We start from the raw sequence: 23,093 nt of genomic DNA, 5'->3' as shown, positions 1-23,093 counted from the left end.
TGAGGACCGGGTCCGGGCGGAGCCCGGGGAACGGGCGAAGGGCGGGTAGGGGACTCTGCCCCCCCAGGGCCGCCCACCCGCAGCGACAGCTACGGCCGGGCCGCGGCTACGGCCCGTAGGGCGGCCAGGACGTGCGCCACCGCCGGGGCCGACTCCGAGCCCCTGCGCAGGGCGGCGATGACGTGCCGGGTCGGCCGGTCGTGGGGCAGGTCCCGGACGGCCACGCCCGCGGCGCGGCTCGCCACCATGCGGGGCACCAGCGCCACCCCCATCCCCGCTTCGACCATGGCCAGGATCGCCGTCCAGCCCGACGCCGAGTGCGCCTGCTCGGGCACGAACCCCGCCGCCTCGCACGCGTTGCGGGTGATCTCCGACCAGGGCCCGGAGCCGCCGTAGATCCACGGGTCCCCGGACAGGTCCGCGAGCCGCAGCTCCCCGGCTCCGGCCAGCGGGTGGTCGGGGGGCAGGGCCACGTCGAGGGGGTCCTCCAGCAGGGTCCTGCGGGTGAAGCGCGGGTCCCGGGCGGTCGGGGCGTGGGCGGCCAGGGAGAGGGCGAGGTCGACGACCCCGGCGGACAGCAGCTCGTAGGACTCGGCCGCCTCGGTCTCCCGTACGCGGACCTCCACCCCGGGGTGCGAGTGCCTCAGCGCGGCGACCGCCGGGACCACGAGGACCGGTACGGCGGTGGAGAAGGCCCCGATCCGCACCTCGCCCGCCTCCCCCGCGAGGTATCCGGTGAGTTCCGCGTCGGCCCGTTCCAGCTGCGCGAACACGGCCTCCGCGTGCCGCAGTACGAGGTGTGCCGCGTCGGTGAGCCGCACCCGGCGGCCCTGCGCCTCCAGCAGCGGGACCCCCAGCGTCTTGGCCAGGTTGGTCAGCTGCTGCGAAACGGCCGAGGGCGTCATGTGCAGCGCCTCGGCCGTCGCGGTCACGGTCCCCTGTTCCGCGAGGGTCCGCAGGATCCGCAGCTTCTTGATGTCCCACTCGATCATGGGACCGAACTTACCGCCGGGCACCCAGACCCACGCCGCCCAGGATCAGCGCCATGCACAGGAGCTTCGTCGGGCCGGTCGTCTCGCCGAGGAGCAGCAGGCCGAGGCCCGCGACGCAGACCGGCTGGAGGTAGTAGACGACTCCGGCGCGGGCGGCGCCGATCATCGAGACGGCCTTGTTCCAGGCGAAGAAGGCGACGGCGGAGGAGAAGACGCCGACGTACAGGAGCATTCCGGCGGTGGAGGGGGTGACCTGGAAGCCGCCCTGGACCTTGACGGACACCGCGTAGGCCGGGGCGAGCATCAGCGCGCCGAGGACGAAGGTGGTGAGCAGGAAGGCGAGGCCGCCCAGTTCGGCGGGCTTGCGCTTGAGGAGCGCGCTGTACGTGGCGAAGGACAGGGCGGCGCCGAACATCCACAGGTCGCCGGCGGCGAAGTCGAAGCGGATCGATCCCTTGCCGACCAGCAGGAGCACGCCGAGGGCCGCGAGGGCCAGTCCGAAGGTGCGCCGGGCCCCGAGCTTCTCGCCGCCGAGCCGGGCGTACAGGGCCATGATGACCGGCGAGGCGGCCATGATCATGCCCATGTTGGAGGCGGAGGTGGTCAGGCCGGCCTGGTGGACGAGCGTGTTGTAGAGGGTGACGCCGAAGAGGGTGGCCAGGGCGATGAAGCCGAAGTGCTTGCGGATCAGGGCCCGCTGCCGCCAGGCTTGCCGGGCGGCGAAGGGGGCGACGGCGACGGTGGCGATCACCCAGCGCCAGAAGACGGCCTGGACGGGCGGGATGCTGTCGGCCATGCCGCGGGTGGCGACGAAGCTGCCGGACCAGACGACCGTCGCGAGCAGGGCGAGGAGTACGCCGAGACCGGCGGCCCCCTTCTTCGCCTTGCCGGGTGCTGCTTCCTGCGGGACGGTGCGGACTGGGTCCATGACGGCCACGGTGTGTCTCCCCCTCGGGGTTCGGAGTGTCGGTTCGTCGGTCTACCGTCGCACCGGGGAACCCGTCAGGTCCATCGAAACATTTCGATTGGTTTCTTCAGCAGAACCGAAAGGTACGGCCTTGGGTCGCGGCGCACCCGCCGAGCCCGCCGCGAGCTGCCCCGCCACGGTGGCGCCGAAGGCGATCACCATGCCCAGCACCTGCACCGGCGACAGCGCCTGCCCCAGGGCGGCCCAGCCGATGACGGCGGCGGTGAGCGGCGAGAGCGGGCCCAGCAGGGTGACCGAGGTGGCGCTGAGCTGTCCGATGCCGCGGAACCAGAGCCAGTAGGCGATGCCGGTGTTGATCAGCATCATGTAGCCGTAGCCGAGGAAGGCCCCGCCGTCGAGCGCCGGCGGCGCCCCTTCCACCAGCGCGGCGACCGGGATGATCATCAGGCCGCCCGCGGTGAGCTGCCAGCCGGTCATGGCCAGCGGGCCGACGCCCTCCGGGCGCCCCCACCGCTTGGTCATGACGATGCCGGCGCCCATCGAGGCGGAGGAGACCACGCCGGCCACCAGCCCGACCGGGTCGAGCCGCGCCTGCGCGGTCAGCACCACCATGCCCACCCCGAAGGCCGCCACGACGGCGGCGAGCACGGTCCGCGGCCTGGCCCGCTCGCCCAGGAGGAGGGCGGCGAGCCCCACGACGAACAGCGGTCCCGCGGAGCCGAGTACGGCCGCGACCCCGCCGGGCAGGCGGTAGGCGGAGAGGAACAGGAGCGGGAAGAAGGCGCCGATGTTGAGCCCGCCCAGGACGGCGGCCTTCCACCACCACTGCCCCGCGGGCAGCTTCCGCGCGAGGGCGGTGAGCAGCAGCCCGGCGGGCAGGGCCCGCATCACGCCGGTGAACAGCGGCCGGTCGGGCGGCAGCAGCTCGGAGGCCACGAAATAGGTGGAGCCCCAGGAGATGGGGGCGAGGGCTGTCAGGGCGATGGTGGTGACGCGCTTCACGGCGGCGCTCCTCCGGCAGGGACGAGTAGCTCGAGCGAGTAGCTCACTTGGAAGTAGCTTATCGCTAAGCTACTTTTCCGCAAGCAACTTTCTTGCCAACGAATCAGCGGAAGCCGGATACTGCGCCCATGACCGACAAGGACCCCGTCGACGCGATCACGGACCAGTGGTTCGCGGTGCGACCCGAACTGGACACCGCGCCCATGGCCGTCTTCGGCCGGATCTACCGGATCTCCAGAACCATGGGCGACGCGATGGACAAGACCTACGCGCGCTACGGAATCTCGCGCGGGGAGTTCGACGTCGTGGCCACGCTGCGCCGCAGCGGAACCCCGTACACCCTCTCGCCCCGCCAGCTCTCGGCCACGCTGATGCTCACCACGGGCGGGATGACGGGACGGCTGGACAAACTGGAGAAGGCCGGACTGCTGCGCCGGAGCCCCGACCCGGACGACCGGCGCGGGCTCAGGGTGACCATCACCGACCGGGGCCTCGCGCTCATCGACGAGGCGGTCGAGGCGGGCCTGGAGGTGCAGCGCGCGGCGCTCACCGGGCTGGACGCGGCGGAGACCGCGGCGCTCACCGGCCTGCTGCGCAAGGTGATGGCGGGGGTCCCGTAGGTCACACGATCCGCCGGGCGGCCCCGCTCTCACCGATCCGGGATACGACAAGGCGCCGGGTGTCCTCACGGACACCCGGCGCCTTCGTTCGGTCTTCGGTCAGCTCTCGTTCTGCGTCTTGCGCGACTTGTCGCCGACCATCACCAGACCGGCGATGATCAGGAACAGCACGATCGGCGTGGCCACGTAGAGACCGAGCGTCTCGGCGACGCTCAGGCCCGGACCCGGGTCATCGCCGTCGTCACGGGTGACCGCGAGGGCGGGAGACGTCATGAGCAGCATCATCAGCGTCGTTCCGGCCGTGACGGCGCCGGCGCGCAGAGCGTTCTTCTTGTCCACGGTGCAAACGTAGCGAACACCTAAACGCCGCGCGCGCCCGGGGGTGCCGTACGGGTTCCCGCCGCCCCCCGCACCGCCCCCAGCAGGGCGTTCGCCCGCGGCGAGGCGGCCAGTGCCTCCAGGCTCAGCGGCCGGCCCTCCGCGTCGGCCACCGGGAGCCGCCAGTTGGGGTACTGGTCCCAGGTGCCGGGCAGGTTCTGCGGTCGCCGGTCGCCCACGGCGTCGGGCAGCCACACCCCCACCAGCCGGGCCGGAGTGCGCAGCAGGAACGCGTACAGGGCCCGTACGGCGGCCTCCTCGCCCTTGGTGTCGAGCCCGAGGTCCTCCAGCACGTCCAGCCAGCGCGCGGTGTCGGCCGCGTCCTCGGCCCGCTCCCGCTCCGCCGGCCGGGTCAGCAGGCCGAGCCGGTCGCGCAGTTCCACGTGGGAGCCGGCCAGTTTGGCGGCGGTGGGCGGCAGGTCGTGGGTGGTCACGGTGGCCAGGCAGTCGGCCCGCCAGCGCTCCGGCTCCAGCGGCTCCCCGTCGCCGCCCCAGTCCCGCTCGAACCACAGCACCGAGGTGCCCAGCACCCCGCGCCGGGCCAGCGCCTGACGGACTCCCGGCTGCACGGTGCCGAGGTCCTCGCCGATGACCAGGGCTCCGGCCCGGTGCGCCTCCAGGACCAGCAGGGCGAGCATCGCCTCCCCGTCGTACGCGACGTACGCGCCTTCGGCGGGCGGCGCCCCTTCCGGGATCCACCAGAGCCGGAACAGTCCCATGACGTGGTCGATCCGCAGGGCGCCCGCGTACCGGAACACCCCCCGCAGCAGGGACCGCAGCGGCGCGTAGCCGGTGGCGGCCAGCCGGTCGGGCCGCCACGGGGGCAGCCCCCAGTCCTGGCCGCGGGCGTTGAAGGCGTCCGGCGGGGCGCCGACGGAGACGGCCCGGGCGTAGTGGGGGGCTCCGAAGGGGGCGCCGGTGGCGTCCGAGCCCTCCGGGTGCACCCCGACGGCCAGGTCGTGCACGATGCCGACCGCCATCCCCGCCTCCTTGGCGGCCCGCTGGGCGGCGGCGAGCTGGGCGTCGGTGAGCCAGACCAGCCAGCGGTGGAAGTCGGCCCGGACCTCCGGGTCCTCCCCGGCGTGCCCGGCGCACCAGGCGGCGTGCCGGTCCAGCTCCGCGCCCTGCGCGGCACGGAACTCCCGGTAATCCGCGTCCCGTTCGGGGCTGCGCGGGACGGCGTACAGCAGCTCCAGGGCGGCCGCCTTGAGGGCCCAGACGGCGTCCCGGTCGATCAGCGCCCCCTTCTCCAGCACCTCGCGCCGCAACCGGGCTCCCCGGTCGGCCAGTTCCGCGAGGGCAGCCCGGTCCGGGCAGTCGGCGTACTCGGGGACGTCCTCGATCCGCAGGTGCACCGGGTCGGGGAAGCGGCGCGAGGACGGCCGGTACGGGGAGGGGTCGGTCGGGGTCCCGGGCACGGCCGCGTGCAGTGGGTTGACCTGGACGAAGCCGGCTCCGTGGACGCGGCCCGCCCAGCGCGCCAGCTCCGCGAGGTCGCCCAGGTCGCCCATGCCCCAGGAGCGTTCGGAGAGCACCGAGTAGAGCTGGACGAGCAGCCCGTGGGTGCGTTCGGGCGCCGCCGGGGCCCGGTCGGGGGCCACGATCAGGGTGGCCGTGGCGGTGCGGCCGTCGGGGGCCTCCGCGTGGATCAGGTGCACCCCGAGCGGCGGCTCCCCCGCGTCGGCCGCGCTCCAGGGCGCCGCACGGCCGCCCGCCCCCGGCGCCCCGGCCACCTCGGCTTCGCCCTCCGCCGCCGCAGTGGCGTCCTCCGGCTCCAGCAGGGTCCGGGTCCCCGGGGGCAGCGCGCTCAGCTCCACGGGAGGCCGGGAGCCGGCCCACCACACCAGCACGCGCGGCAGCAGCCGGTGCGCCGCGTCGTGCTCGGCGGCGGCCAGGTGCGCGCGTAGGGACTCGGGGGTGTCCGTGTCCACCCCCAACTGCCGCAGTACGGCGGCGACGGTGGTCTCCGGGACCCGGAGGGTGACGTCCTCGGCGGGCTGGTAGGTGGTGGCGACTCCGTACAGGGCCGCGAGCCGGGCGAGGTCGTCCATCAGGTTCCTTGTCGTCTAGTCACCCGCGGCGGCCGCCGCGGCATGGGTGGTCGGCTCGCTGGTCAGCGGGGCCTCGCAGACGAGCGGGGGCTCACTGGTCAGCGGCGCGTGCGCGGCGTCGGCCAGCGACGGCTCGCTGGTCAGGGTCCGCAGGTTCCGCTCGTTGGGGTCGGCCTGCGCCGGCAGGTGGGCGAGCGGCGGACGCCGTTTCGGGGCGGATATGGCGGTGGTGTCGTTGGTGGTCTTCACAGCCTTGGTGTTCACCGGCAGGCACTCCTTCGTGCGTGAGGATCGGTCAGGACCCGTGGATGGCTCCCACTGTGTCGGTCCGTGCGCCGTCCGCGCACCACCGACAGCGGAAATTCTCCGGCGCGAGCCGTGAATTCACACAGACGTGCCTGCGTTCGCGCCGCGCACGGGAGGTGTTGCGGAGCTCCGCTCCGATCACCACGCGTCCGGAGCCACCGGCCCTGGCGTGCGGGAACGTCGGGAACGCCCTCCGGCGCGCGGCCCGGAGGACATCCCAGCCCTACCCAGTCGGCGGCACCCCATTCCTGGCGGATCCAGGTCAGATCACCCGCCGGCGTTGACACCCCGGCGTACGGATGGTGGGGTCTGGCTCATTCGTACGAGCGGGGGACGACTCGGGACGGGGTGGCTCCGTGCAGACCAGGGGCAGCAAGCGGGCCACGGCCACGGCCGCGGCGGTCGCCGTCATCGGCGCCCTGCTGAGCGGCTCGGCGGTGGTGGGTCCCCCCACCGCCTTCGCCGCGCCGACCGCGCCGGACTCGCCGGGCGCCCCGGACCCGGGATCGGCGCCTGCCGCGCCCGCGGCTCCCGCCGCGCTGCGCGACCCGGCGCCCGTGCCCGCCGCCGCCCCCTTGCCCGACCCCCGCTCCGATCCGGCACGAGCCGCCGCCGAGGGCCCCGCGGTGTATCCCCGGCCGCAGTCGACGGCCGCCGACCCGGCGCGCGCGGTGCCGCTGGGCGCCGAGGCCGTACTGGTCCTGCCCGCGGGCGTGGACCCGTACGCCGCCCAGGTGGTGCGCGACGCCCTGCGCGGCGCGGGCGTACGGACCCTGCACGAGCGGGCCGAGGGGCAACCGCTGCCCGCCGCGGGCCCCGTCGTACGGCTACAGGGGCATGGCGACGGGGACACAGAGCGGTCCCTGCGGGCCCTGGGCGCGGACGCGGCCGGCGACCTCCCGGCGGGCGGCTACCGGCTGGCGGTGGGCCGCGTCGAGGGGCGGGACACGGTCGCGCTGGCCGGCGCCGGCGAGGACGGACTGTTCCACGCGGCTCAGACGCTGCGTCAACTGCTCGCCCAGGGCGGCGGAAAGGTGCCCGGGGTCCTCGTACGGGACTGGCCGTCCGCGCCGGTGCGCGGGATCACGGAGGGGTTCTACGGGACTCCGTGGACGGCCGCGCAGCGGCTCGCGCAGGTGGACTTCATGGGCCGCACCAAGCTGAACCGGCTGTTGCTGGCGCCCGGCGACGACCCGTACCGGACCACGGAGTGGCGCCGCGACTACCCGGCGGCGCAGGCCGCCGAACTGCGGCAGCTGGCCGAGCGGGCGCGCGCCAACAAGGTGGTGCTCGCCTGGGCGGTGTCGCCCGGGCAGTCGATGTGCCTGGCCTCCTCGGCGGACCGGGCGGCACTCGCCCGCAAGGTGGACGCCATGTGGGACCTCGGGTTCCGGGCGTTCCAGGTGCAGTTCCAGGACGTCAGCTACACCGAGTGGGGCTGCCGGGCCGACCGCGAGCGCTACGGCAGGGGCCCGGCGGCGGCCGCGAAGGCGCACGCGGAGGTGGCGGGCGAACTGGCCGCGCACCTGGCCCGGCGCTATCCGGGGGCGCCCGCGCTGTCGCTGCTGCCGACGGAGTACTACCAGGAGGGTGCGACGCCCTACCGGACCGCGCTGGCCCAGGACCTGGACGGGCGGGTCGAGGTGGCCTGGACCGGCGTCGGCGTGCTGCCGCGCACGATCACCGGGCCGGAGATGACCGCGGCGCGCTCCGCGCTCGGGCAGCACCCGCTGGTCACCATGGACAACTACCCGGTCAACGACTGGGACCCGGGCCGGATCTTCCTCGGCCCGTACGCGGGACGCGACCCGGTGGTCGCGGGCGGTTCCGCGGCCGTGCTGGCCAACGCCATGCCCCAGGGCACGCTGTCGCGCATCCCGCTGTTCACGGCGGCGGACTTCACCTGGAACCCGCGCGGCTACCGGGCCTCCGACTCCTGGGCGGCGGCCGTGGCCTCGCTCGCCGGACCCGATCCCAAGGCCCGCGAGGCCCTGGCCGCGCTGGCCGGGAACAACGCCTCCTCCGGCCTCGCCCAACCCGAGTCCGCCTACCTGGTCCCGCTGATGGACGAGTTCTGGCGGGCCCGGAGCGCCGGCGACCCGGCGGCGGGCGAAGGGCTGCGCGCCGCCTTCCGCGTGCTGCGCGAGGCCCCGGACCGGCTGCCCTCGCTCGCGCAGGAGGCGGGGCCCTGGCTGTCGCGGCTCGCCCGCTACGGGGCGGCCGGGGAGCTGGCCCTCGACGTCCTCCAGGCGCAGGGCCGCGGGGACGGGGCGGCGGCCTGGCGGGCCTCGCAGGCCCTCACCGCCGCCCGCGCGCTGGTGTCCGGGGCGGACGGGGCGGAAACCGCCCGGGTCGACAAGGCGGTGCTGGACCCCTTCCTGGCCCGGGCCGCGGCCGAGGCCGACGCGTGGACCGGCGCGGCCCGCGTGCCGGGCACGGTGACCCGGCAGGCCGACGCGTGGACGGTCGCGCTGCCCACCGCCCGGCCGGTGTCGGTGGTGACCGTGATGACGGACCCGCTGCCGGCGGGCAGCCGGGGCGCCGTGATCGAGGCCCACGTACCGGGCGAGGGCTGGCGCAAGGTCGCCGAGGCGGCGGCGTCGGGCTGGACCCAGGCGGACGTGGGCGGCCTGCGGGCCGACGCGGTCCGGCTCGTCTGGTCGGGCCCGGCCCCGGCCGTGCACAGCGTGGTCCCGTGGACGGCGGACGGCCCGGAGGCCCGCTTCGAGCTGCCGGACACCGTGGACGCGGAGATCGGCGGGAGCGCGCAGCGGATCCCGGCGCAGCTGTCCGCGCTGCGTCCCGGCGAGGTCCACGGGCCCCTGTCGGCGACTCCGCCGCCGGGCATCTCGGTGCGCCTGCCTCAGACGGCCGCGGCCGCGCGCGGTACGACGGCGATCGTCCCGGTGGAGGTCACGGTGGCCGCGGGCACGGCGCCCGGCACCTACGAGGTCCCGGTCGTCTTCGGCTCCGAGACGCACACCCTGAAGGTCCGCGCCCATCCGCGCACGGCGGGCCCGAACCTGCTGCGGGCGGCCGTGGCCTCGTCCTCGGCGGACGAGACCCCGGCGTTCCCCGCGTCGGGGGCGCTGGACGATTCCGCTTCCACCCGGTGGTCCTCGCCCGCGGAGGACGGGGCCTGGTGGCAGGCCGAGCTGCCGGCCGCGGCACGGATCGGTCTGCTCCGCCTCCGCTGGCAGGATGCCTACCCGTCCCGGTTCCGGGTGGAGACCTCTTCCGACGGTGTCGCCTGGCACCCGTCGGCGACGGTCGCGTCCCGCGGCGGGGTGGACTCCGTCCACCTGGACCCGGCGGCCGCCCCGGCCCGCTTCGTCCGGGTCACCTGCGAGGCCCGGGCCACCCGCTACGGCTGCAGCCTGCTGGGCGCGGAAGCCTTCGCGGTGGCCCCGTAACGACCCTGCGGGGCTGGTCCCCTACCCGCCCTTCCACCGTTCCCCGGAGCTCCGCCCCGGACCCGTTGCCGCGCGCGGCGCCGTTCCGGGGGCCCGCCCCCGCGCCCCCGCTCCTCAAACGCCGGAGGGGCTGGTGCGGCTGACGCCAGCCAAAATCCAGCCTCGCCGGCGTTTGAGGCGCGGGGTCTGGGGCGGAGCCCCAGGGGGTCCGGGGTACAGCCCCGGGGAACGGTGGAAGGGCGGGTAGGGGACTCCGCCCCGCGCAGCGGCAACGGGTGCTGCGGGGACTTCGCCCCGCGCAGCGGCACCGCACACGCAGCCGGCCCCGCTCAGGGGGCTACGACGCGACCGCCGCGGCGGCGATGGGCACCCCGATGCGATCCAGCGCGTCCTCCGCCCCGTACGGCTGGAGGTACGGCATCCAGCACGGATCCCGGTGCCCCGTCCCGATGATCCGCCAGGCCAGCCCCGACGGCGGAGCCGGCTGGTGCCGCAGGCGCCAGCCGAGGTCGACGAGGTGCCGGTCGGCCTTGACGTGGTTGCAGCGGCGGCACGCGGCGACGACGTTGTCCCAGGCGTGCTGCCCGCCCCGGCTGCGCGGGATGACGTGGTCGACACTGGTGGCGACGGCCCCGCAGTACATGCAGCGGCCGCCGTCCCGGGCGAACAGCGCGCGGCGGGTGAGTGGAACGGGCCCCCGGTAGGGGACCCGCACGAAGCGCTTGAGCCGAACCACGCTGGGCGCGGGGACGGCCCTTGTCGCGCTGTGCAGAAAGGCGCCGGATTCTTCCAGGGAGACCGCTTTGTTCTCCAGGACGAGGACGAGCGCGCGACGGAGCGGTACGACGCCGAGGGGCTCGTACGACGCGTTGAGGACCAGGACGTGCGGCACGGACTGCCTCCTATAACGCCGGCGGCGCGTGGCTCGCGCCGGGACGATCTGCTTTCCAGTCTCCCCTTACGGCTGGTCGAAGCGCCACCACGCGCCCGTAACGGGTCCGAGGTGTTTTCGACCACAACCGCTTCATCCCCGCGTGAGTCTGGTCTCTCCCTCGAACACGGCAACAAGTCAGGCCGAGTGCCCCGTTAGGGTGGATGGTCTGCCCGCCCCACCCCTACCGCGGGCAGGACGCTATATCTGGAGGTTCCCGCCGTGCCCAGGCCTGCCGCCGTGTTCCCGCTCGCAGCCGACAACCCGGACGCGGCCGAAACGATCAGAGAAACCCACGAGAGCGTCACGAACGCGGCCAGTTTCATAGAGCAGAACTGGGCCGGATGGCTTTACCTGGGCCTGCGGATCCTGCTGATCCTGGTCATCGCCTTCGCCCTGCGCTCGGTGGTCCGCAAGTCCCTGACCAAGCTGATCACCCGGATGAACCGCGGCGCCGACGCCGTCGAGGGCACGGCCCTGAGCGGGCTGCTGGTCAACGCGGAGCGGCGCCGGCAGCGGTCCGAGGCCATCGGTTCGGTCCTGCGCTCGGTGGCCTCGTTCCTGATCCTCGGCACGGCGGCCCTGATGGTGCTCGGCGCGCTCGACATCAACCTGGGGCCGCTGCTGGCGAGCGCCGGTGTGGCCGGTGTGGCGATCGGTTTCGGCGCCCGGAACCTGGTCACGGACTTCCTCTCCGGCGTGTTCATGATCCTCGAGGACCAGTACGGCGTCGGTGACAAGATCGACGCCGGGGTGGCCTCGGGCGAGGTCGTCGAGGTGGGTCTGCGCGTCACCAAGCTGCGCGGCGACAGCGGCGAGATCTGGTACGTCCGCAACGGCGAGATCAAGCGGATCGGCAACCTCAGCCAGGGCTGGGCCACGGCGAGCGTCGCGGTGCAGGTCAAGCCCAACGAGAGCCTCGGTCACATCCGCGAGGTGATCAAGGAGATCGCCGACACCATGGCCAAGGAGTCCCCGTGGGACGAGCGGCTGTGGGGTCCGGTGGAGGTGCTGGGCCTGGACGAGGTGCTGCTGGCCTCGATGTCGGTCTCGGTTTCGGCGAAGACGATGCCGGGCCAGCAGTTCGCCGTGGAGCGCGAGCTGCGCTGGCGGATAAAGGACGCCTTCGACGCCGCGGGCATCGGGATCGTCGGGGGCCTGCCGGCGCCCGAGGAGGACGCGGCCCCGGCCGACCCCTCGGCCTCCGTCGCCGCGCCGTCGGCGCTGGCGAACCCGACCTCCCCGCAGTCCCTGGCCACGGCGGAGATCCCGCACCCGGCCGCGGGCGGCGCGGCCTCCGGCTCCGGCCCGCGCATCACGAAGTAGCGCCCGCCCCCACGCCCGCCCCGCACGCCCCTTCACACCGCCCCTTCACACCGCTCCACCACTGCCCCCGTAGGCCCTGCCCGCGGGGGCAGTGGTGTACGCAGTGCCATTGACACGAGCGACCCACGAATAGGAAACTTACCTAACAGTTCACCCCGGTGAGAGAGAAGTCACCCCATGCCCGCCACCCCCGGTACGCCCAGCCTGTTGCGCGCCCTGAACGACCGGGCCGCGCTAGAGCTGCTGCTGACGCACGGTCCCCTGTCCCGGACCCGGATCGGGCACCTCACCGGCCTCTCGAAGCCCACCGCCTCCCAGCTGCTGGCCCGCCTGGAGGCCGCCGGGCTCGTCGTCGCCACCGGCACCGCCACTGGCCGCCCCGGCCCCAACGCGCAGCTCTACGCCGTCAACGCGCGGGCCGCCCACGTCGCCGGACTCGACGTCACCCCGGGGCGGATCCTCGCCTCCGTGGCCGACCTGGCCGGCGAGGTGATCGGCAGCCACGAGCTCCCGTACGCGGAGGGCACCGGGCCGGTCGAACAGGTCACCCGCGCCCTCGGCGAGGCCGTCAAGGACGCCGGGCTGCACCTCGCCGACATCCACCGGGTGGTCATCGCGACCCCCGGCTCCTTCGACCCCCGCACCGGGGTGCTGCGCTACGCCGACCACCTGGCGGGCTGGCAGTCCCCCACGCTCCTCGACGAGCTGGCCGCGGCCCTGCCGATGCCGGTCGAGTACGAGAACGACGTGAACCTCGCCGCCGTCGCCGAGCAGCGGCTCGGCGCCGCCCGCGGCCACGAGGACTTCGTCCTGCTGTGGAACGAGGAGGGCCTCGGGGCCGCGCTCGTGCTCGGCGGCCGGCTGCACCGCGGCTGGACCGGCGGCGCCGGGGAGATCGGTTTCCTGCCGGTCGCCGGGCACCCGCTGGTCCGCCAGGTCACCCGGGTCAACTCCGGCGGCTACCAGGAACTGGCCGGCGTACAGGTACTGCCCCCGATGGCGGCCCGGCTCGGCGTCGAGGCGCCCCCGGCCGCCGCGGCCGGGGCCGGCTCGGTGCACGGCGCCGTGTACGGGGCCGAGGCCGGGGCCATGGTCGAAGCGGCGGCGGCGCTGCTCACCCAGGCCGCCGCCGCGCCCGAGGGGGCCCACCTGGACCTCCTGCGCGAGTACGCCACCGCGCTGGCCACCGGTCTCGCCTCGCTGGTCGCCGTGCTGGACCCGGAGATCGTGATCCTCTCCGGCGCGCTGACCATCGCCGGCGGCGAGCCGCTGCGCGAACTCCTCGAAGCCGAGCTCGCCGACCTCGCCCCGTCCCGGCCCCGGCTGGTGACCGGCGAGGTACGGGAACGGCCCGTGCTGCGCGGGGCGCTGGAGAGCGCCCTCGCCGCGACCCGCGACGAGGTCTTCGACACCTCCCGCCGCTGAACCGCACCACCACCCGCACCGCACCACCCGCACCTCCCCGCAATACGGCACGCCTCCCCGCAACACGGCTCCTCCCCACCCCTCCAGGAAGTCCCCCCGCGCAGAGAGTGACTCCGCCATGCCCGGAATCCGCCGCCTCACCGTCGCCGCGACCGCGCTCGCCGCGATATCCGTACTCGCCACCGCCTGTGCGGGCTCCACCGCCAACACGGCCGCCGACGACCCGAAGAAGGACGTCACCCTCAACTTCTGGCACGGCTGGTCCGCCCCCAGCGAGATCAAGGCCATCGAGGACAACATCGCCCGGTTCACCAAGGCGCACCCGAACATCAAGGTGAACGTCACGGGCAACATGACGGACGACAAGATCAACCAGGCGCTGCGCGCCGGCGGGGAGAAGGCCCCCGACGTGGTCTCCTCCTTCACCACCGACAGCGTCGGCAAGTTCTGCAACACCGGCGCCTTCGCCGACCTGAACCCCTTCCTGAAGAAGTCCGGGGTCGAGAAGGAGAAGGTCTTCCCCAAAACCCTGCTGGAGTACACCCAGTTCAACGGCAACCAGTGCACGCTGCCGCTCCTGAGCGACGCGTACGGCCTCGTCTACAACAAGACCGCCTTCGACGCCGCCGGGATCACCGAACCCCCCAAGACGTGGAGCCAGTTCGTGGCCGCCGCGCAGAAGCTGACGGTGCCCAAGGGCGATTCGTACGAGCAGCTCGGCATCATGCCCACCTACCACGGCTACGAGACCGCCCCCCAGCGCCTGGCCGCGATGTGGAGCCCGGCGTACTTCGACGCCTCCGGCAAGTCCAACCTGGCCAAGGACCCCGGCTTCGCGCAGATGCTGACGGCGCAGAAGGACCTGGTCGCGAAGCTCGGCGGGTACGAGAAGCTGGAGAGGTTCCGCACCACCTTCGGCGACGAGTGGAGCGCCGAGCACCCCTTCCACCTGGGCCTGGTGGCCATGCAGATCGACGGCGAGTGGCGGGCCGCGATGGCGAAGGAGGCCGGGGTGAAGTTCGAGATCGCCACCGCGCCGATGCCCGTCCCCGACGACCGGATCGCCGAGTACGGCAAGGGCTACCTCGCCGGCACGATCATGGGCATCTCCGCGGGCAGCAAGAAGCAGAACGCCGCCTGGGAACTGACGAAGTACATGACGACCGACACCGAGGCGGTCGTGGAGTTCGCCAACGCCATCCACAACGTGCCCTCCACGCTGGCCGCCCTGGACTCCCCCAAGCTCCAGGTCACCCCGGAGTTCAAGACCTTCATCGACATCGCCAAGCACCCGAAGTCGACCACGACCCCCGCGCAGGCCGATGGCGGCACCTACCAGCTGACCTTCACCGACTTCGCGTACGCGGTCGAGAAGGGCGAGGTCACGGACCTCGCGGCGGGTCTCGCCAAGACCGACCAGCAGGTCGACACGGACATCGCGAAGGCCAAGTAGCCCGATGGCCGGCACCTACTCCCCCGAACTGCGCGGCAGGCGCCGCAGGTCGGCGCTGCGCACGGCGGCCTTCATGTCGCCCTGGCTGATCGGGTTCGGCGTCTTCTTCGCCTACCCGCTCGTCTCCACCGTCTACTTCTCCTTCACCAAGTACGACGGCTTCCGCCCGCCCGTCTTCAACGGGCTGGACAACTGGACCTACGTCTTCTCCGACCTGCCGATGTTCTGGCCGGCCATGCGCAACACCCTGTGGCTGGTCGTGGTCATGGTCGCCTGCCGGGTCGCCTTCGGGCTCGGCATCGGACTGCTCATCACCAAGATCAAGATGGGTACGGGCGTCTTCCGCACCCTGTTCTACCTGCCCTACCTGGCCCCTCCGGTGGCGGCGACCCTCGCCTTCGTCTTCCTGCTCAACCCGGGCACCGGCCCGGTGAACACCCTGCTGGACGCGGTCGGACTGCCCACGCCCGGCTGGTTCACGGACCCCGCCTGGTCCAAGCCCGCGCTGACCGCGCTCGCGGTGTGGGGGGTCGGCGACCTGATGGTCATCTTCATGGCCGCGCTGCTCGACGTACCGCGCGAGCAGTACGAGGCCGCCGAGCTGGACGGGGCCGGGCCCCTGGCGCGCTTCCGCCACATCACCCTGCCGAACATCTCCCCGATCATCCTGTTCGCGGTGGTCACCGGGGTCATCCAGGCGATGCAGTACTACACGCAGCCCCTGGTGGCGGGGAAGGTGGCGTCCGGCGTGATGGGCGGCTCGGGCCAGCAGTTCGAGCCCGGGTACCCCGACAAGTCCACCCTGACCCTCCCCCAGGTCATCTACAACGTCGGCTTCCAGCGCTTCGACTACGGCACCGCCTGCGTGGTCGCCCTGGTGCTGTTCGCCCTCTCCATGGCCTTCACCGCGCTGCTCATGCGGCGGCGCGGCGGGCTGATCGAGGCAGGTGACCGAGAATCATGAGCCAGACCATCACCCGCGGCGCGCGGCCGACTCCGCGTCCCGCCGCGCCCGGTACGCCGGACTCCGCGCGGGCCGTGCGCACCGCGCGCCGCCGGGCCGCCCTGCACTGGGTGGCCGTGCACTCCCTCGGCGTCGCCGCGGCGCTCTTCTTCGTCCTCCCCTTCGTGTTCCTCTTCCTGACCTCGGTGATGAGCGACCAGCAGGCGCTGACGCGCGACCTGTGGCCGCACCAATGGGACTGGGGCAACTACGCGAAGGTGTGGGACACCCCAGGCTTCCTGACCTGGTGGCGCAACACCCTGCTGTACGCGGGCCTCGGCACCCTGCTGACCGTGGTCTCCTCGGTGCCCGTCGCCTACGCGCTCGCCAAGTTCCGCTTCCGCGGCCGGCGGCTGTCCCTGATGCTGGTCATCGCGATGATGATGCTGCCGCCCCAGGTGGTCGTCATCCCGATGTACCTCTTCTGGGCCAAGCAGCTGGACCTCTCCGGCACCCTGTGGCCGCTGATCATCCCGATGGCCTTCGGCGACGCCTTCTCCATCTTCCTGCTGCGCCAGTTCCTGCTGACGATCCCCGACGAGTACCTGGACGCGGCGAAGGTGGACGGCTGCGGCGAGCTGCGCACCCTGCTGCGGGTGGTCCTGCCGATGGCGAAGCCCGGCATCGCGGCGGTCGCGCTGTTCCAGTTCTTCGCCGCCTGGAACGACTACTTCGGCCCGCAGATCTACGCCTCCGACAATCCGGCGGCCTGGACCCTCAGTTACGGACTGGAGTCCTTCAAGGGCGCCCACCACACCAACTGGAACCTCACCATGGCGGCAACCGTGCTGGTCATGGCCCCGGTGATCGTCCTCTTCTTCTTCGCCCAGAAGGCGTTCGTCGAAGGCGTCACCCTGACCGGAGTGAAAGGCTAGTCATCATGAAACTCGCAGTGGTGGGCGGCGGTTCCACCTACACCCCCGAGCTGATCGACGGGTTCGCCCGGCTGCGCGACACCCTGCCCATCAGCGAGCTGGTGCTGATCGACCCGGCCGCCGAGCGGCTGGAGCTGATCGGCGGACTGGCCCGGCGGATCTTCGCCAAGCAGGGGCACCCGGGCCTCATCACCACCACCTCCGACCTCGACGCGGGCGTCGCCGACGCGGACGCGGTCCTGCTGCAGCTGCGCATCGGCGGGCAGGCGGCCCGGCTCCAGGACGAGACCTGGCCGCTGGAGTGCGGCTGCGTCGGCCAGGAGACCACCGGAGCGGGCGGTCTCGCCAAGGCGCTGCGCACGGTCCCGGTGGTCCTCGACATCGCCGAGCGGGTCCGTCGCTCCAACCCGGACGCCTGGATCATCGACTTCACCAACCCGGTCGGGATCGTCACCCGCGCTTTGCTCCAGGCCGGGCACAAGGCGGTCGGGCTGTGCAACGTGGCCATCGGTTTCCAGCGCAGGTTCGCCGCGATGCTGGACCTGACGCCGGCCGACATCCACCTCGACCACGTGGGCCTCAACCACCTCACCTGGGAGCTGGGGGTGCGCAAGGGCGGCCCGGAGGGCGAGAACCTGCTGCCGCAGCTCCTCGCCCGGCACGGCCAGGCCATCGCCGACGATCTGCACCTGCCGCGCGCGGTACTGGACCGGCTCGGGGTGGTTCCCTCGTACTACCTGCGCTACTTCTACGCGCACGACGAGGTGGTCCGGGAGCTCGGCACCAAGCCCTCGCGGGCCGCCGAGGTCGCCGCGATGGAGAAGGAACTGCTCGGCCTGTACGGGGATCCCGCGCTGGACGAGAAGCCGGAACTGCTCGCCAAGCGGGGCGGCGCCTTCTACTCGGAGGCCGCCGTGGACCTGGCCGCCTCCCTGCTGGGCGACGGCGGCAGCGCCGTACAGGTGGTCAACACGCTGAACAACGGCACCCTGCCGTTCCTCCCGGACGACGCCGTCGTCGAGGTGCAGGCACGGGTGGACCGCACGGGACCGTCGCCGCTGGCCGTGCCCCGGCTGGACCCGCTGTACGCGGGGCTCATCGCCCACGTCACGGCGTACGAGGACCTCGCGCTGGACGCGGCGCTGCGGGGCGGCCGCGAGCGGGTCTTCAAGGCGCTGCTGGCCCACCCGCTGGTGGGCCAGTTCGACCTCGCCGAGGGGCTGACGGACCGCCTCCTCGCGCACAACAAGGAGCACCTGGCATGGGCGTGAGCCGGCCCGTTCCCCCGCCGGCGGCCGCGGCCGTCCTCGCCGTCGACGCGGGCAACAGCAAGACGGACGTGGCGCTGATCGCCGCGGACGGCCGGGTGCTGGGCACCGGGCGCGCGGGCGGCTTCCAGCCCCCGCGCGTCGGGATCGAGCAGGCGGTGGACGTCCTCGGGCAGGCCGTCGCCGAGGCGGCCGCGGCCGCCGGGCTGCCGGCGCCCGCGGCCGGAGCCCCGTACGCCGACCGGGTCTCGGCCTGTCTGGCCAACGCGGACCTCCCCGTGGAGGAGGCCCAGCTCGCGCGGGCCATCGGCGCGCGCGGCTGGGGCACGGACACCGAGGTCCGCAACGACACCTTCGCGATCCTGCGGGCGGGACTCGGCGAGGACGCCGGGGGCCCGCGCGGGGTCGCCGTGGTGTGCGGCGCGGGCATCAACTGCGTGGGCATGCTCCCCGACGGGCGCACGGCCCGGTTCCCGGCGCTCGGGCAGATCTCCGGCGACTGGGGCGGCGGCGGCGGACTGGCCGCCGAGGCCATGTGGTGGGCGGCCCGCGCCGAGGACGGGCGCGGCGGCCCCACCGGGCTCGCGGCGGCCCTGCCGGGGCACTTCGGGCTGGATTCCATGTACGCGCTGATCGAGGCGCTGCACCTGGGCGCCGTCGACGCCGTACGGATGCACGAGCTGGTGCCGGTGCTGTTCGCGGTGGCCGCGGCCGGCGACCCGGTCGCCGCGGCGCTCGTCGAGCGACAGGCCGAGGAGGTCGCGGCCCTGGCCTCGGTGGCACTGGAGCGGCTCGGACTGCTGGACGCGCCGGCGCCCGTCCTGCTCGGCGGCAGCGTACTGGCCGCCCGGCACCCGCAGCTGAACGGCCGGGTGGAGGCCCTGCTGGCCGAACGGGCGCCGCACGCCCGGGTGTCGGTGGTGACGGCCCCGCCGGTACTGGGCGCCGGCCTGCTGGGCCTGGACGCCCTGGGCCCCGGACCCGAGGCCTACGGGAAGCTCCGTGCCCATTTCGGATGAACCGCGCCCGATCCGGAACCATCACGGGCCGCAGGGCGTACTGACGGTGAAGGGGCGGAGCGGACGGGGGGACCGGCCGGGGCAGGACCGGGGACGGATCGGGGCGGATCGTGCCTGATCCCGGACCGGGTGCTGTGGAGGACCGCCACTAAGGCCATACTGCTGCGAAGCACGAAGGACCGAGGGGGAGGTCAGGGTGGCCATCACATCACGCGCGCCCGCGCCCGGCGGCGTCGTCCCGGCGTCCTCCGGGCCGCCGGCGCCGCCGCCCGACGGGCTGCCCCGGCGGGGCACCGCCTGGGCCGAGGGCGTGGAGCGGCTGCGCGCGGCCGCCACCACCGAGCCCGGCCGGCTGCGGATCATCGGGGCGGCCCTGGCCGCACTGGTCCTGCTGTTCGGCGCGGTGGCCGGCTGGGAGATCTCCGGCCGGGTCGCCGCCGCCGACGACGTCGTGGGCCGCAGCCAGCCCCTGAGCGCCGACGCGGCGAGCATCTACCGCTCCCTCGCGGACGCCGACACCGCCTCCTCCAGCGGTTTCCTCGCGCTCGGCCAGGAGCCCCGCGAGGTCCGCAGCCGGTACGAGAAGGACATAGCCAACGCGTCCCGGCTGCTGGTGAACGCGGCCGCCAGCACCACGGCCGGCGAGGACTCCCGCAAGCAGATCACCCTGCTGAGCGAGCAGCTCCCCCGCTACGCCGGGCTGATCGAGCAGGCCCGGGCCACCAACAAGCAGGGCCTGCCGCTCGGCGGCGCCTACCTCCGGTACGCGAACGAGCAGATGAGCACCCAGTTGCTGCCCGCCGCGCAGCGGCTCTACGAGGCGGAGACCGGCCGGCTCTACACGGACTACGACGAGGCCCGCGCACTGCCCCTGGGCTCGCTCGGGGCGGGTCTGCTCGCCCTCGCCGCCCTGGTCGTGGTCCAGCGGCGCAACTACCGCCGCACGAACCGCGTCTTCAACCACGGGCTCGTCGCCGCGACCACCGCCTCGCTGGTGCTGCTGCTGTGGCTGGCCGCCGGGCACACGGTCGCCCGGTCGGGACTGAGCGAGGCCCGCACGGACGGGCAGGAGTCGCTCAAGGTGCTCAACGACGCGCGGATCGCCTCGCTCCAGGCGCGGGCCAACGAGAACCTGACCCTGGTCTCGCGCGGCGCCGTACTGGCCGAGGACAAGAAGTCCGACAAGTACGACGTGGACTACGCGAACGACATGAAGGACCTGGACGCGGGCCTGGCGTTGGCGGCGAAGCTGGCCGACGACGCGGCCGGCCGCGAACCGGTGGCCCGCGCCGCGGAGGGCGTACGGCAGTGGAAGGGACTCCACGCGGCGGCCCGGGCGACCGACTTGATGGGCGACTACCAGGGCGCCGTCGGGCAGGTCATCGGCGACAAGGACCATCCGAAGCCCACGGGAACCGCCTTCGACACGGTGGACGCCTCGCTGGAGGAGGCCGTGGTCCACGAGCAGCACGAGTTCACCCGGGCGGCGCGGGACGGGCTCGGGGCGCTCGACGGTTTGGTGACAGGTACGGCGGCCCTGGCGGTCGTCGGCGCGGTGGCCGCCCTGCTCGGCATCGGGCGCAGGCTTTCGGAGTACAGGTGAGAGCGATGCCGGGACGGGTGAAGCACGCGGTCATGGGCTCCGAGGGCGCCGCGGAGGCCTCTGCGGAGGCCTCCGCCGAGGGCGCGGACGTACGCGGCCTGCGGCGGCTGACGCGCCGGCTGCGCGGCTGGGGCGGGGTCGGTGCGATGGCCGCGGCCTGCGCGCTGACGGCCGCCGCCGTGCTGCTGCCCCTGGCCCAGGCGGCCCCGGGCGGCCCGGGGGGCTCCTCACTGGTGCGCGAACCGGCCAGGATGGCCGTCGCTCCGCAGGCACCCGCGGACACCTGTGAGAACCCCGAGGCGAGCCTGCGCCCCAACGGGCTGGACGGCTCGGCCATCGAGCGGATCCGCGCCACGGGCCACCTCGTCGCGGGCGTGGACCAGAACAGCTTCAAATGGGGCTACCGCAACCCGGCCGGGGAGCTCGACGGCTTCGACATCGCCCTGGTCCAGGCCATAGCGAAGGACATATTCGGCACGGACGGCAAGGTCATCTACCGGGCCATCCCCACCAGCCAGCGCATCCCCGCGCTCAAGGACGGCACCGTCGACATCGTCGTGCGCACGATGACCGTCAACTGCAAGCGGCTGGAGGAAGTCGCCTTCTCGACGGCGTACTTCGAGGCCGGGCAGCAGGTGCTGGCCCCCAAGGACTCGACGATCACCGGCTACGACGCCTCGCTGAAGGGCCGCCGCATCTGCACGGCGGCCGGTTCCACGGCGGAGGCGGCCCTGGCCGCCCAGTCCTACGGCGCCGTCCCCGTCAGCGTGCCCAACCAGCTCGACTGCCTGGTCCGGCTGCAGTTGGGCGAGGTGGACGGCATCATCACCGACAACGCCCTCGCCGCCGGACAGGCCGCGCAGGACCCGTCGGTCAGGCTGGTCGGCTCCCCGTTCACCAAGGAGTTCTACGGGGTGGCCATGAACAAGGACGCCGGTGACCTGGTGCGCCGGGTCAACAAGGTGCTGGAGGACTACCGCGCCGGCGGCGCCGCCAGCCCCTGGATGGCGGCCTACAAGCACCATCTGGAACCCGTGCTGCCCGGCGTGGCCGGTCCGCCCGCTCCCAAGTACCGGGACTGAGGCCGGTGTCGGATTCTGAGCCCGATGTCACGAGACCGGAGGCGGAATCGGTGGAGTCCCATCCTTGGGGAACGCAGCCTTTGGGGACGCAGCCGGCGGTGATGGACCGGGACGGCGTGGACCGTGCGCTGGCCCGGCTGGGCGCGGAGCACGAGGCCGTCGAGACCTCGCTGCTCGCGCTCCAGGACCACTCCGGCCGACGGCTCCTGGAGGGCGCCGGGCTGACCGGGGTCACCAAGGAGCGCTGGGCCGAGGCCGACGCGGCCATCACCCGGCTGTGGCGCTACTTCGACGCCTACAGCGGGGCGCTGGGCGCCGCCCGGGAGATCCGTGAGCGGCGCCGCTGGCCGAGCCGCGAGGACCTGGTCGAGCTGACGGACCGGCTGCGCGGGCCCGGGGTGCTGATCTCCGGCGCCGCCGTGGAGGGGGCCCCGCTCGCCGAGCGGTTCTCCCTGGCCGAGCTGGTGTCCCGCATGAACGAGCTGTACGCGAGCTCCCTGGACGTGGTGGTCGCCGCGGACTCCGTCTGGTCGGCGCTGCCCGCCCGGATCGATCTGCTCTCCGCCGAACTGCACCGCACCCGCGGCCTCGCCCACTCGGTGGGGGTCCGGCCGGGGGAACACCCCTCGGGGGACGACCTGGAGGCCATCACGGCCGAGCTGGCGGACCTGCGGGCCCGGGTGATCGAGGACCCGCTGGCGTTCTGGTTCTCCGTGGCCGGGAGTTCCGCGCCGGGGGGCGGCCGTCCGGACACCGGGCGCTACGACCGGGCCGCGCTCGCGCTGGAGGACGTACGCCGGGAGGTCGAGGCGGTGCTGGACGTCCGGCAGGACGCCGAGCAGCGGCTGATCGGGCTGCGGGACCTGCTCTCGCGGGCCGACCGGACCCTGGCGGAGGCCCGGGTGGCCCGTGGCGAGGTGCTGGCGAAGATCGCGGCGTCCGAGGTGCCCGCGGTGAGCGGCCCGCCGACGGCGCTGCAGGAGCAGCTGTCGGCGGCGGCCGAGTACCGGCGCCGGGCCCAGTGGCACCGGCTGTCGCCGCTGCTGGAGTCCTTGGAGGAGCGGGCCGAGGAGGAACTGCTGCGGGCCCGCGAATCGTTGACCGCGGTGACGGCTCCCCTGGCCGTGCGGGCGGAGCTGCGCGGACGGCTCGACGCCTACAAGGCGAAGGTGGCGCGGCTCGGCATGGCGGAGGATCCGCTGCTGATGGAGCGGTACGACACCGCCCGGCGGATGCTGTGGAGCGCGCCCTGCGATCTGCGGGCCGCCGAGCAGGCGGTGCTCCGCTACCAGTGGGCGACGGCCGAAGCGCTGCCGTCGCCGCAGGACCGGCAGGATCAGCAGGATCAGCAGGACCGGCAGGGGCACCGACCGGTGCACGAGTGGCCCGACGGGCCGAGGGAGGGGGACGCGTGAGTC

At 73.7% G+C, this 23,093-nt stretch carries 19 protein-coding genes; 12 read left to right on the top strand and 7 right to left on the bottom strand.

Going from position 1 to position 23,093, the window contains the following annotated elements; all coding sequences use genetic code 11:
- Positions 1-89: 89 nt before the first annotated feature.
- The 3 genes from OG730_RS27410 to OG730_RS27400 are packed head-to-tail and all read right to left on the bottom strand — an operon-like array spanning position 90 to position 2,922.
- Positions 90-992 carry a LysR family transcriptional regulator gene (locus tag OG730_RS27410; RefSeq protein ID WP_327306732.1) on the bottom strand — a complete coding sequence of 301 codons (903 nt, stop codon included), beginning with the start codon at positions 990-992 and terminating at the stop codon, positions 90-92.
- A gap of 10 nt (positions 993-1,002) precedes the next feature.
- Positions 1,003-1,920 (bottom strand): DMT family transporter, encoded by a 918-nt coding sequence (locus tag OG730_RS27405; protein ID WP_327306731.1) that lies wholly within the window; start codon positions 1,918-1,920, stop codon positions 1,003-1,005.
- Positions 1,921-1,971: 51 nt separating this feature from the next.
- Positions 1,972-2,922 (bottom strand): EamA family transporter, encoded by a 951-nt coding sequence (locus tag OG730_RS27400; protein WP_327306730.1) that lies wholly within the window; start codon positions 2,920-2,922, stop codon positions 1,972-1,974.
- A 128-nt stretch (positions 2,923-3,050) separates the two neighbouring features.
- Here OG730_RS27400 and OG730_RS27395 point away from each other — a divergent pair, with 128 nt between their 5' ends.
- The gene (locus OG730_RS27395) at positions 3,051-3,542 is read left to right on the top strand and encodes a MarR family winged helix-turn-helix transcriptional regulator (RefSeq protein ID WP_327306729.1); all 492 of its coding nucleotides are present in this window, start codon (positions 3,051-3,053) and stop codon (positions 3,540-3,542) included.
- A 99-nt stretch (positions 3,543-3,641) separates the two neighbouring features.
- On the opposite strand, the gene OG730_RS27390 is transcribed toward OG730_RS27395, so the two are convergent.
- The 3 genes from OG730_RS27390 to OG730_RS27380 are packed head-to-tail and all read right to left on the bottom strand — an operon-like array spanning position 3,642 to position 6,235.
- Positions 3,642-3,881: a hypothetical protein gene (locus tag OG730_RS27390; RefSeq protein WP_327306728.1), complete on the bottom strand. Its 240-nt coding sequence runs from the start codon at positions 3,879-3,881 to the stop codon at positions 3,642-3,644.
- Positions 3,882-3,901: 20 nt separating this feature from the next.
- A complete protein-coding gene (locus OG730_RS27385) occupies positions 3,902-5,971 on the bottom strand; it encodes a 4-alpha-glucanotransferase (protein WP_327306727.1) in 2,070 nt (689 codons plus the stop codon).
- Between the two features lie 15 nt (positions 5,972-5,986).
- Positions 5,987-6,235 carry a hypothetical protein gene (locus OG730_RS27380; protein WP_327306726.1) on the bottom strand — a complete coding sequence of 83 codons (249 nt, stop codon included), beginning with the start codon at positions 6,233-6,235 and terminating at the stop codon, positions 5,987-5,989.
- 398 nt (positions 6,236-6,633) lie between these two features.
- Between OG730_RS27380 and OG730_RS27375 the strand changes: the two genes are divergently transcribed.
- Entirely contained in the window at positions 6,634-9,690 is a 3,057-nt protein-coding gene (locus OG730_RS27375; RefSeq protein ID WP_327306725.1) for a glycoside hydrolase family 84 protein, read from the top strand.
- 337 nt (positions 9,691-10,027) lie between these two features.
- On the opposite strand, the gene OG730_RS27370 is transcribed toward OG730_RS27375, so the two are convergent.
- A complete protein-coding gene (locus OG730_RS27370; RefSeq protein ID WP_327306724.1) occupies positions 10,028-10,582 on the bottom strand; it encodes an HNH endonuclease in 555 nt (184 codons plus the stop codon).
- A gap of 261 nt (positions 10,583-10,843) precedes the next feature.
- Here OG730_RS27370 and OG730_RS27365 point away from each other — a divergent pair, with 261 nt between their 5' ends.
- The 10 genes from OG730_RS27365 to OG730_RS27320 all read left to right on the top strand — a co-directional run bounded on the left by OG730_RS27365 (position 10,844) and on the right by OG730_RS27320 (position 23,090).
- Complete coding sequence (locus tag OG730_RS27365; RefSeq protein ID WP_442815032.1) at positions 10,844-11,947, top strand: mechanosensitive ion channel family protein; 1,104 nt, start codon at positions 10,844-10,846, stop codon at positions 11,945-11,947.
- 177 nt (positions 11,948-12,124) lie between these two features.
- Positions 12,125-13,372: an ROK family transcriptional regulator gene (locus tag OG730_RS27360; RefSeq protein WP_327306723.1), complete on the top strand. Its 1,248-nt coding sequence runs from the start codon at positions 12,125-12,127 to the stop codon at positions 13,370-13,372.
- 118 nt (positions 13,373-13,490) lie between these two features.
- Entirely contained in the window at positions 13,491-14,825 is a 1,335-nt protein-coding gene (locus OG730_RS27355) for an extracellular solute-binding protein (RefSeq protein ID WP_327306722.1), read from the top strand.
- A gap of 4 nt (positions 14,826-14,829) precedes the next feature.
- Positions 14,830-15,789 (top strand): carbohydrate ABC transporter permease, encoded by a 960-nt coding sequence (locus OG730_RS27350; RefSeq protein WP_327306721.1) that lies wholly within the window; start codon positions 14,830-14,832, stop codon positions 15,787-15,789.
- Entirely contained in the window at positions 15,786-16,703 is a 918-nt protein-coding gene (locus OG730_RS27345; RefSeq protein WP_327306720.1) for a carbohydrate ABC transporter permease, read from the top strand. Before OG730_RS27350 ends, OG730_RS27345 begins: the two co-directional genes overlap by 4 nt.
- Positions 16,704-16,708: 5 nt before the next feature.
- Positions 16,709-17,974 (top strand): 6-phospho-beta-glucosidase, encoded by a 1,266-nt coding sequence (locus OG730_RS27340; RefSeq protein WP_327306719.1) that lies wholly within the window; start codon positions 16,709-16,711, stop codon positions 17,972-17,974.
- Entirely contained in the window at positions 17,965-18,990 is a 1,026-nt protein-coding gene (locus OG730_RS27335; protein WP_327306718.1) for an N-acetylglucosamine kinase, read from the top strand. The genes OG730_RS27340 and OG730_RS27335 overlap by 10 nt, the downstream gene beginning before the upstream one ends.
- A 277-nt stretch (positions 18,991-19,267) precedes the next feature.
- A complete protein-coding gene (locus OG730_RS27330; RefSeq protein ID WP_327309444.1) occupies positions 19,268-20,593 on the top strand; it encodes a GlnX family signal transduction membrane protein in 1,326 nt (441 codons plus the stop codon).
- A gap of 146 nt (positions 20,594-20,739) precedes the next feature.
- On the top strand, positions 20,740-21,675 hold the full coding sequence (locus OG730_RS27325) for a glutamate ABC transporter substrate-binding protein (protein ID WP_327309443.1): 936 nt from the start codon (positions 20,740-20,742) through the stop codon (positions 21,673-21,675).
- A gap of 101 nt (positions 21,676-21,776) precedes the next feature.
- Positions 21,777-23,090: a coiled-coil domain-containing protein gene (locus OG730_RS27320; RefSeq protein WP_327309442.1), complete on the top strand. Its 1,314-nt coding sequence runs from the start codon at positions 21,777-21,779 to the stop codon at positions 23,088-23,090.
- Positions 23,091-23,093: the final 3 nt, after the last annotated feature.

This window comes from Streptomyces sp. NBC_01298 (genome assembly GCF_035978755.1).
Classification (GTDB): domain Bacteria; phylum Actinomycetota; class Actinomycetes; order Streptomycetales; family Streptomycetaceae; genus Streptomyces.
Note: the sequence above shows the minus strand (reverse complement) of the source record. Positions and strands in the feature narration are given on the sequence as shown.

What these genes read in the sequence shown, in the direction of transcription:
- OG730_RS27410 (WP_327306732.1), bottom strand. Translation starts at nt 992, where the DNA reads ATGATCGAGTGGGACATCAAGAAGCTGCGGATCCTGCGGACCCTCGCG.
- OG730_RS27405 (WP_327306731.1), bottom strand. Translation starts at nt 1,920, where the DNA reads ATGGACCCAGTCCGCACCGTCCCGCAGGAAGCAGCACCCGGCAAGGCG.
- OG730_RS27395 (WP_327306729.1), top strand. Translation starts at nt 3,051, where the DNA reads ATGACCGACAAGGACCCCGTCGACGCGATCACGGACCAGTGGTTCGCG.
- OG730_RS27385 (WP_327306727.1), bottom strand. Translation starts at nt 5,971, where the DNA reads ATGGACGACCTCGCCCGGCTCGCGGCCCTGTACGGAGTCGCCACCACC.
- OG730_RS27360 (WP_327306723.1), top strand. Translation starts at nt 12,125, where the DNA reads ATGCCCGCCACCCCCGGTACGCCCAGCCTGTTGCGCGCCCTGAACGAC.
- OG730_RS27355 (WP_327306722.1), top strand. Translation starts at nt 13,491, where the DNA reads ATGCCCGGAATCCGCCGCCTCACCGTCGCCGCGACCGCGCTCGCCGCG.
- OG730_RS27350 (WP_327306721.1), top strand. Translation starts at nt 14,830, where the DNA reads ATGGCCGGCACCTACTCCCCCGAACTGCGCGGCAGGCGCCGCAGGTCG.
- OG730_RS27345 (WP_327306720.1), top strand. Translation starts at nt 15,786, where the DNA reads ATGAGCCAGACCATCACCCGCGGCGCGCGGCCGACTCCGCGTCCCGCC.
- OG730_RS27340 (WP_327306719.1), top strand. Translation starts at nt 16,709, where the DNA reads ATGAAACTCGCAGTGGTGGGCGGCGGTTCCACCTACACCCCCGAGCTG.
- OG730_RS27335 (WP_327306718.1), top strand. Translation starts at nt 17,965, where the DNA reads ATGGGCGTGAGCCGGCCCGTTCCCCCGCCGGCGGCCGCGGCCGTCCTC.
- OG730_RS27325 (WP_327309443.1), top strand. Translation starts at nt 20,740, where the DNA reads ATGGCCGCGGCCTGCGCGCTGACGGCCGCCGCCGTGCTGCTGCCCCTG.
- OG730_RS27320 (WP_327309442.1), top strand. Translation starts at nt 21,777, where the DNA reads ATGGACCGGGACGGCGTGGACCGTGCGCTGGCCCGGCTGGGCGCGGAG.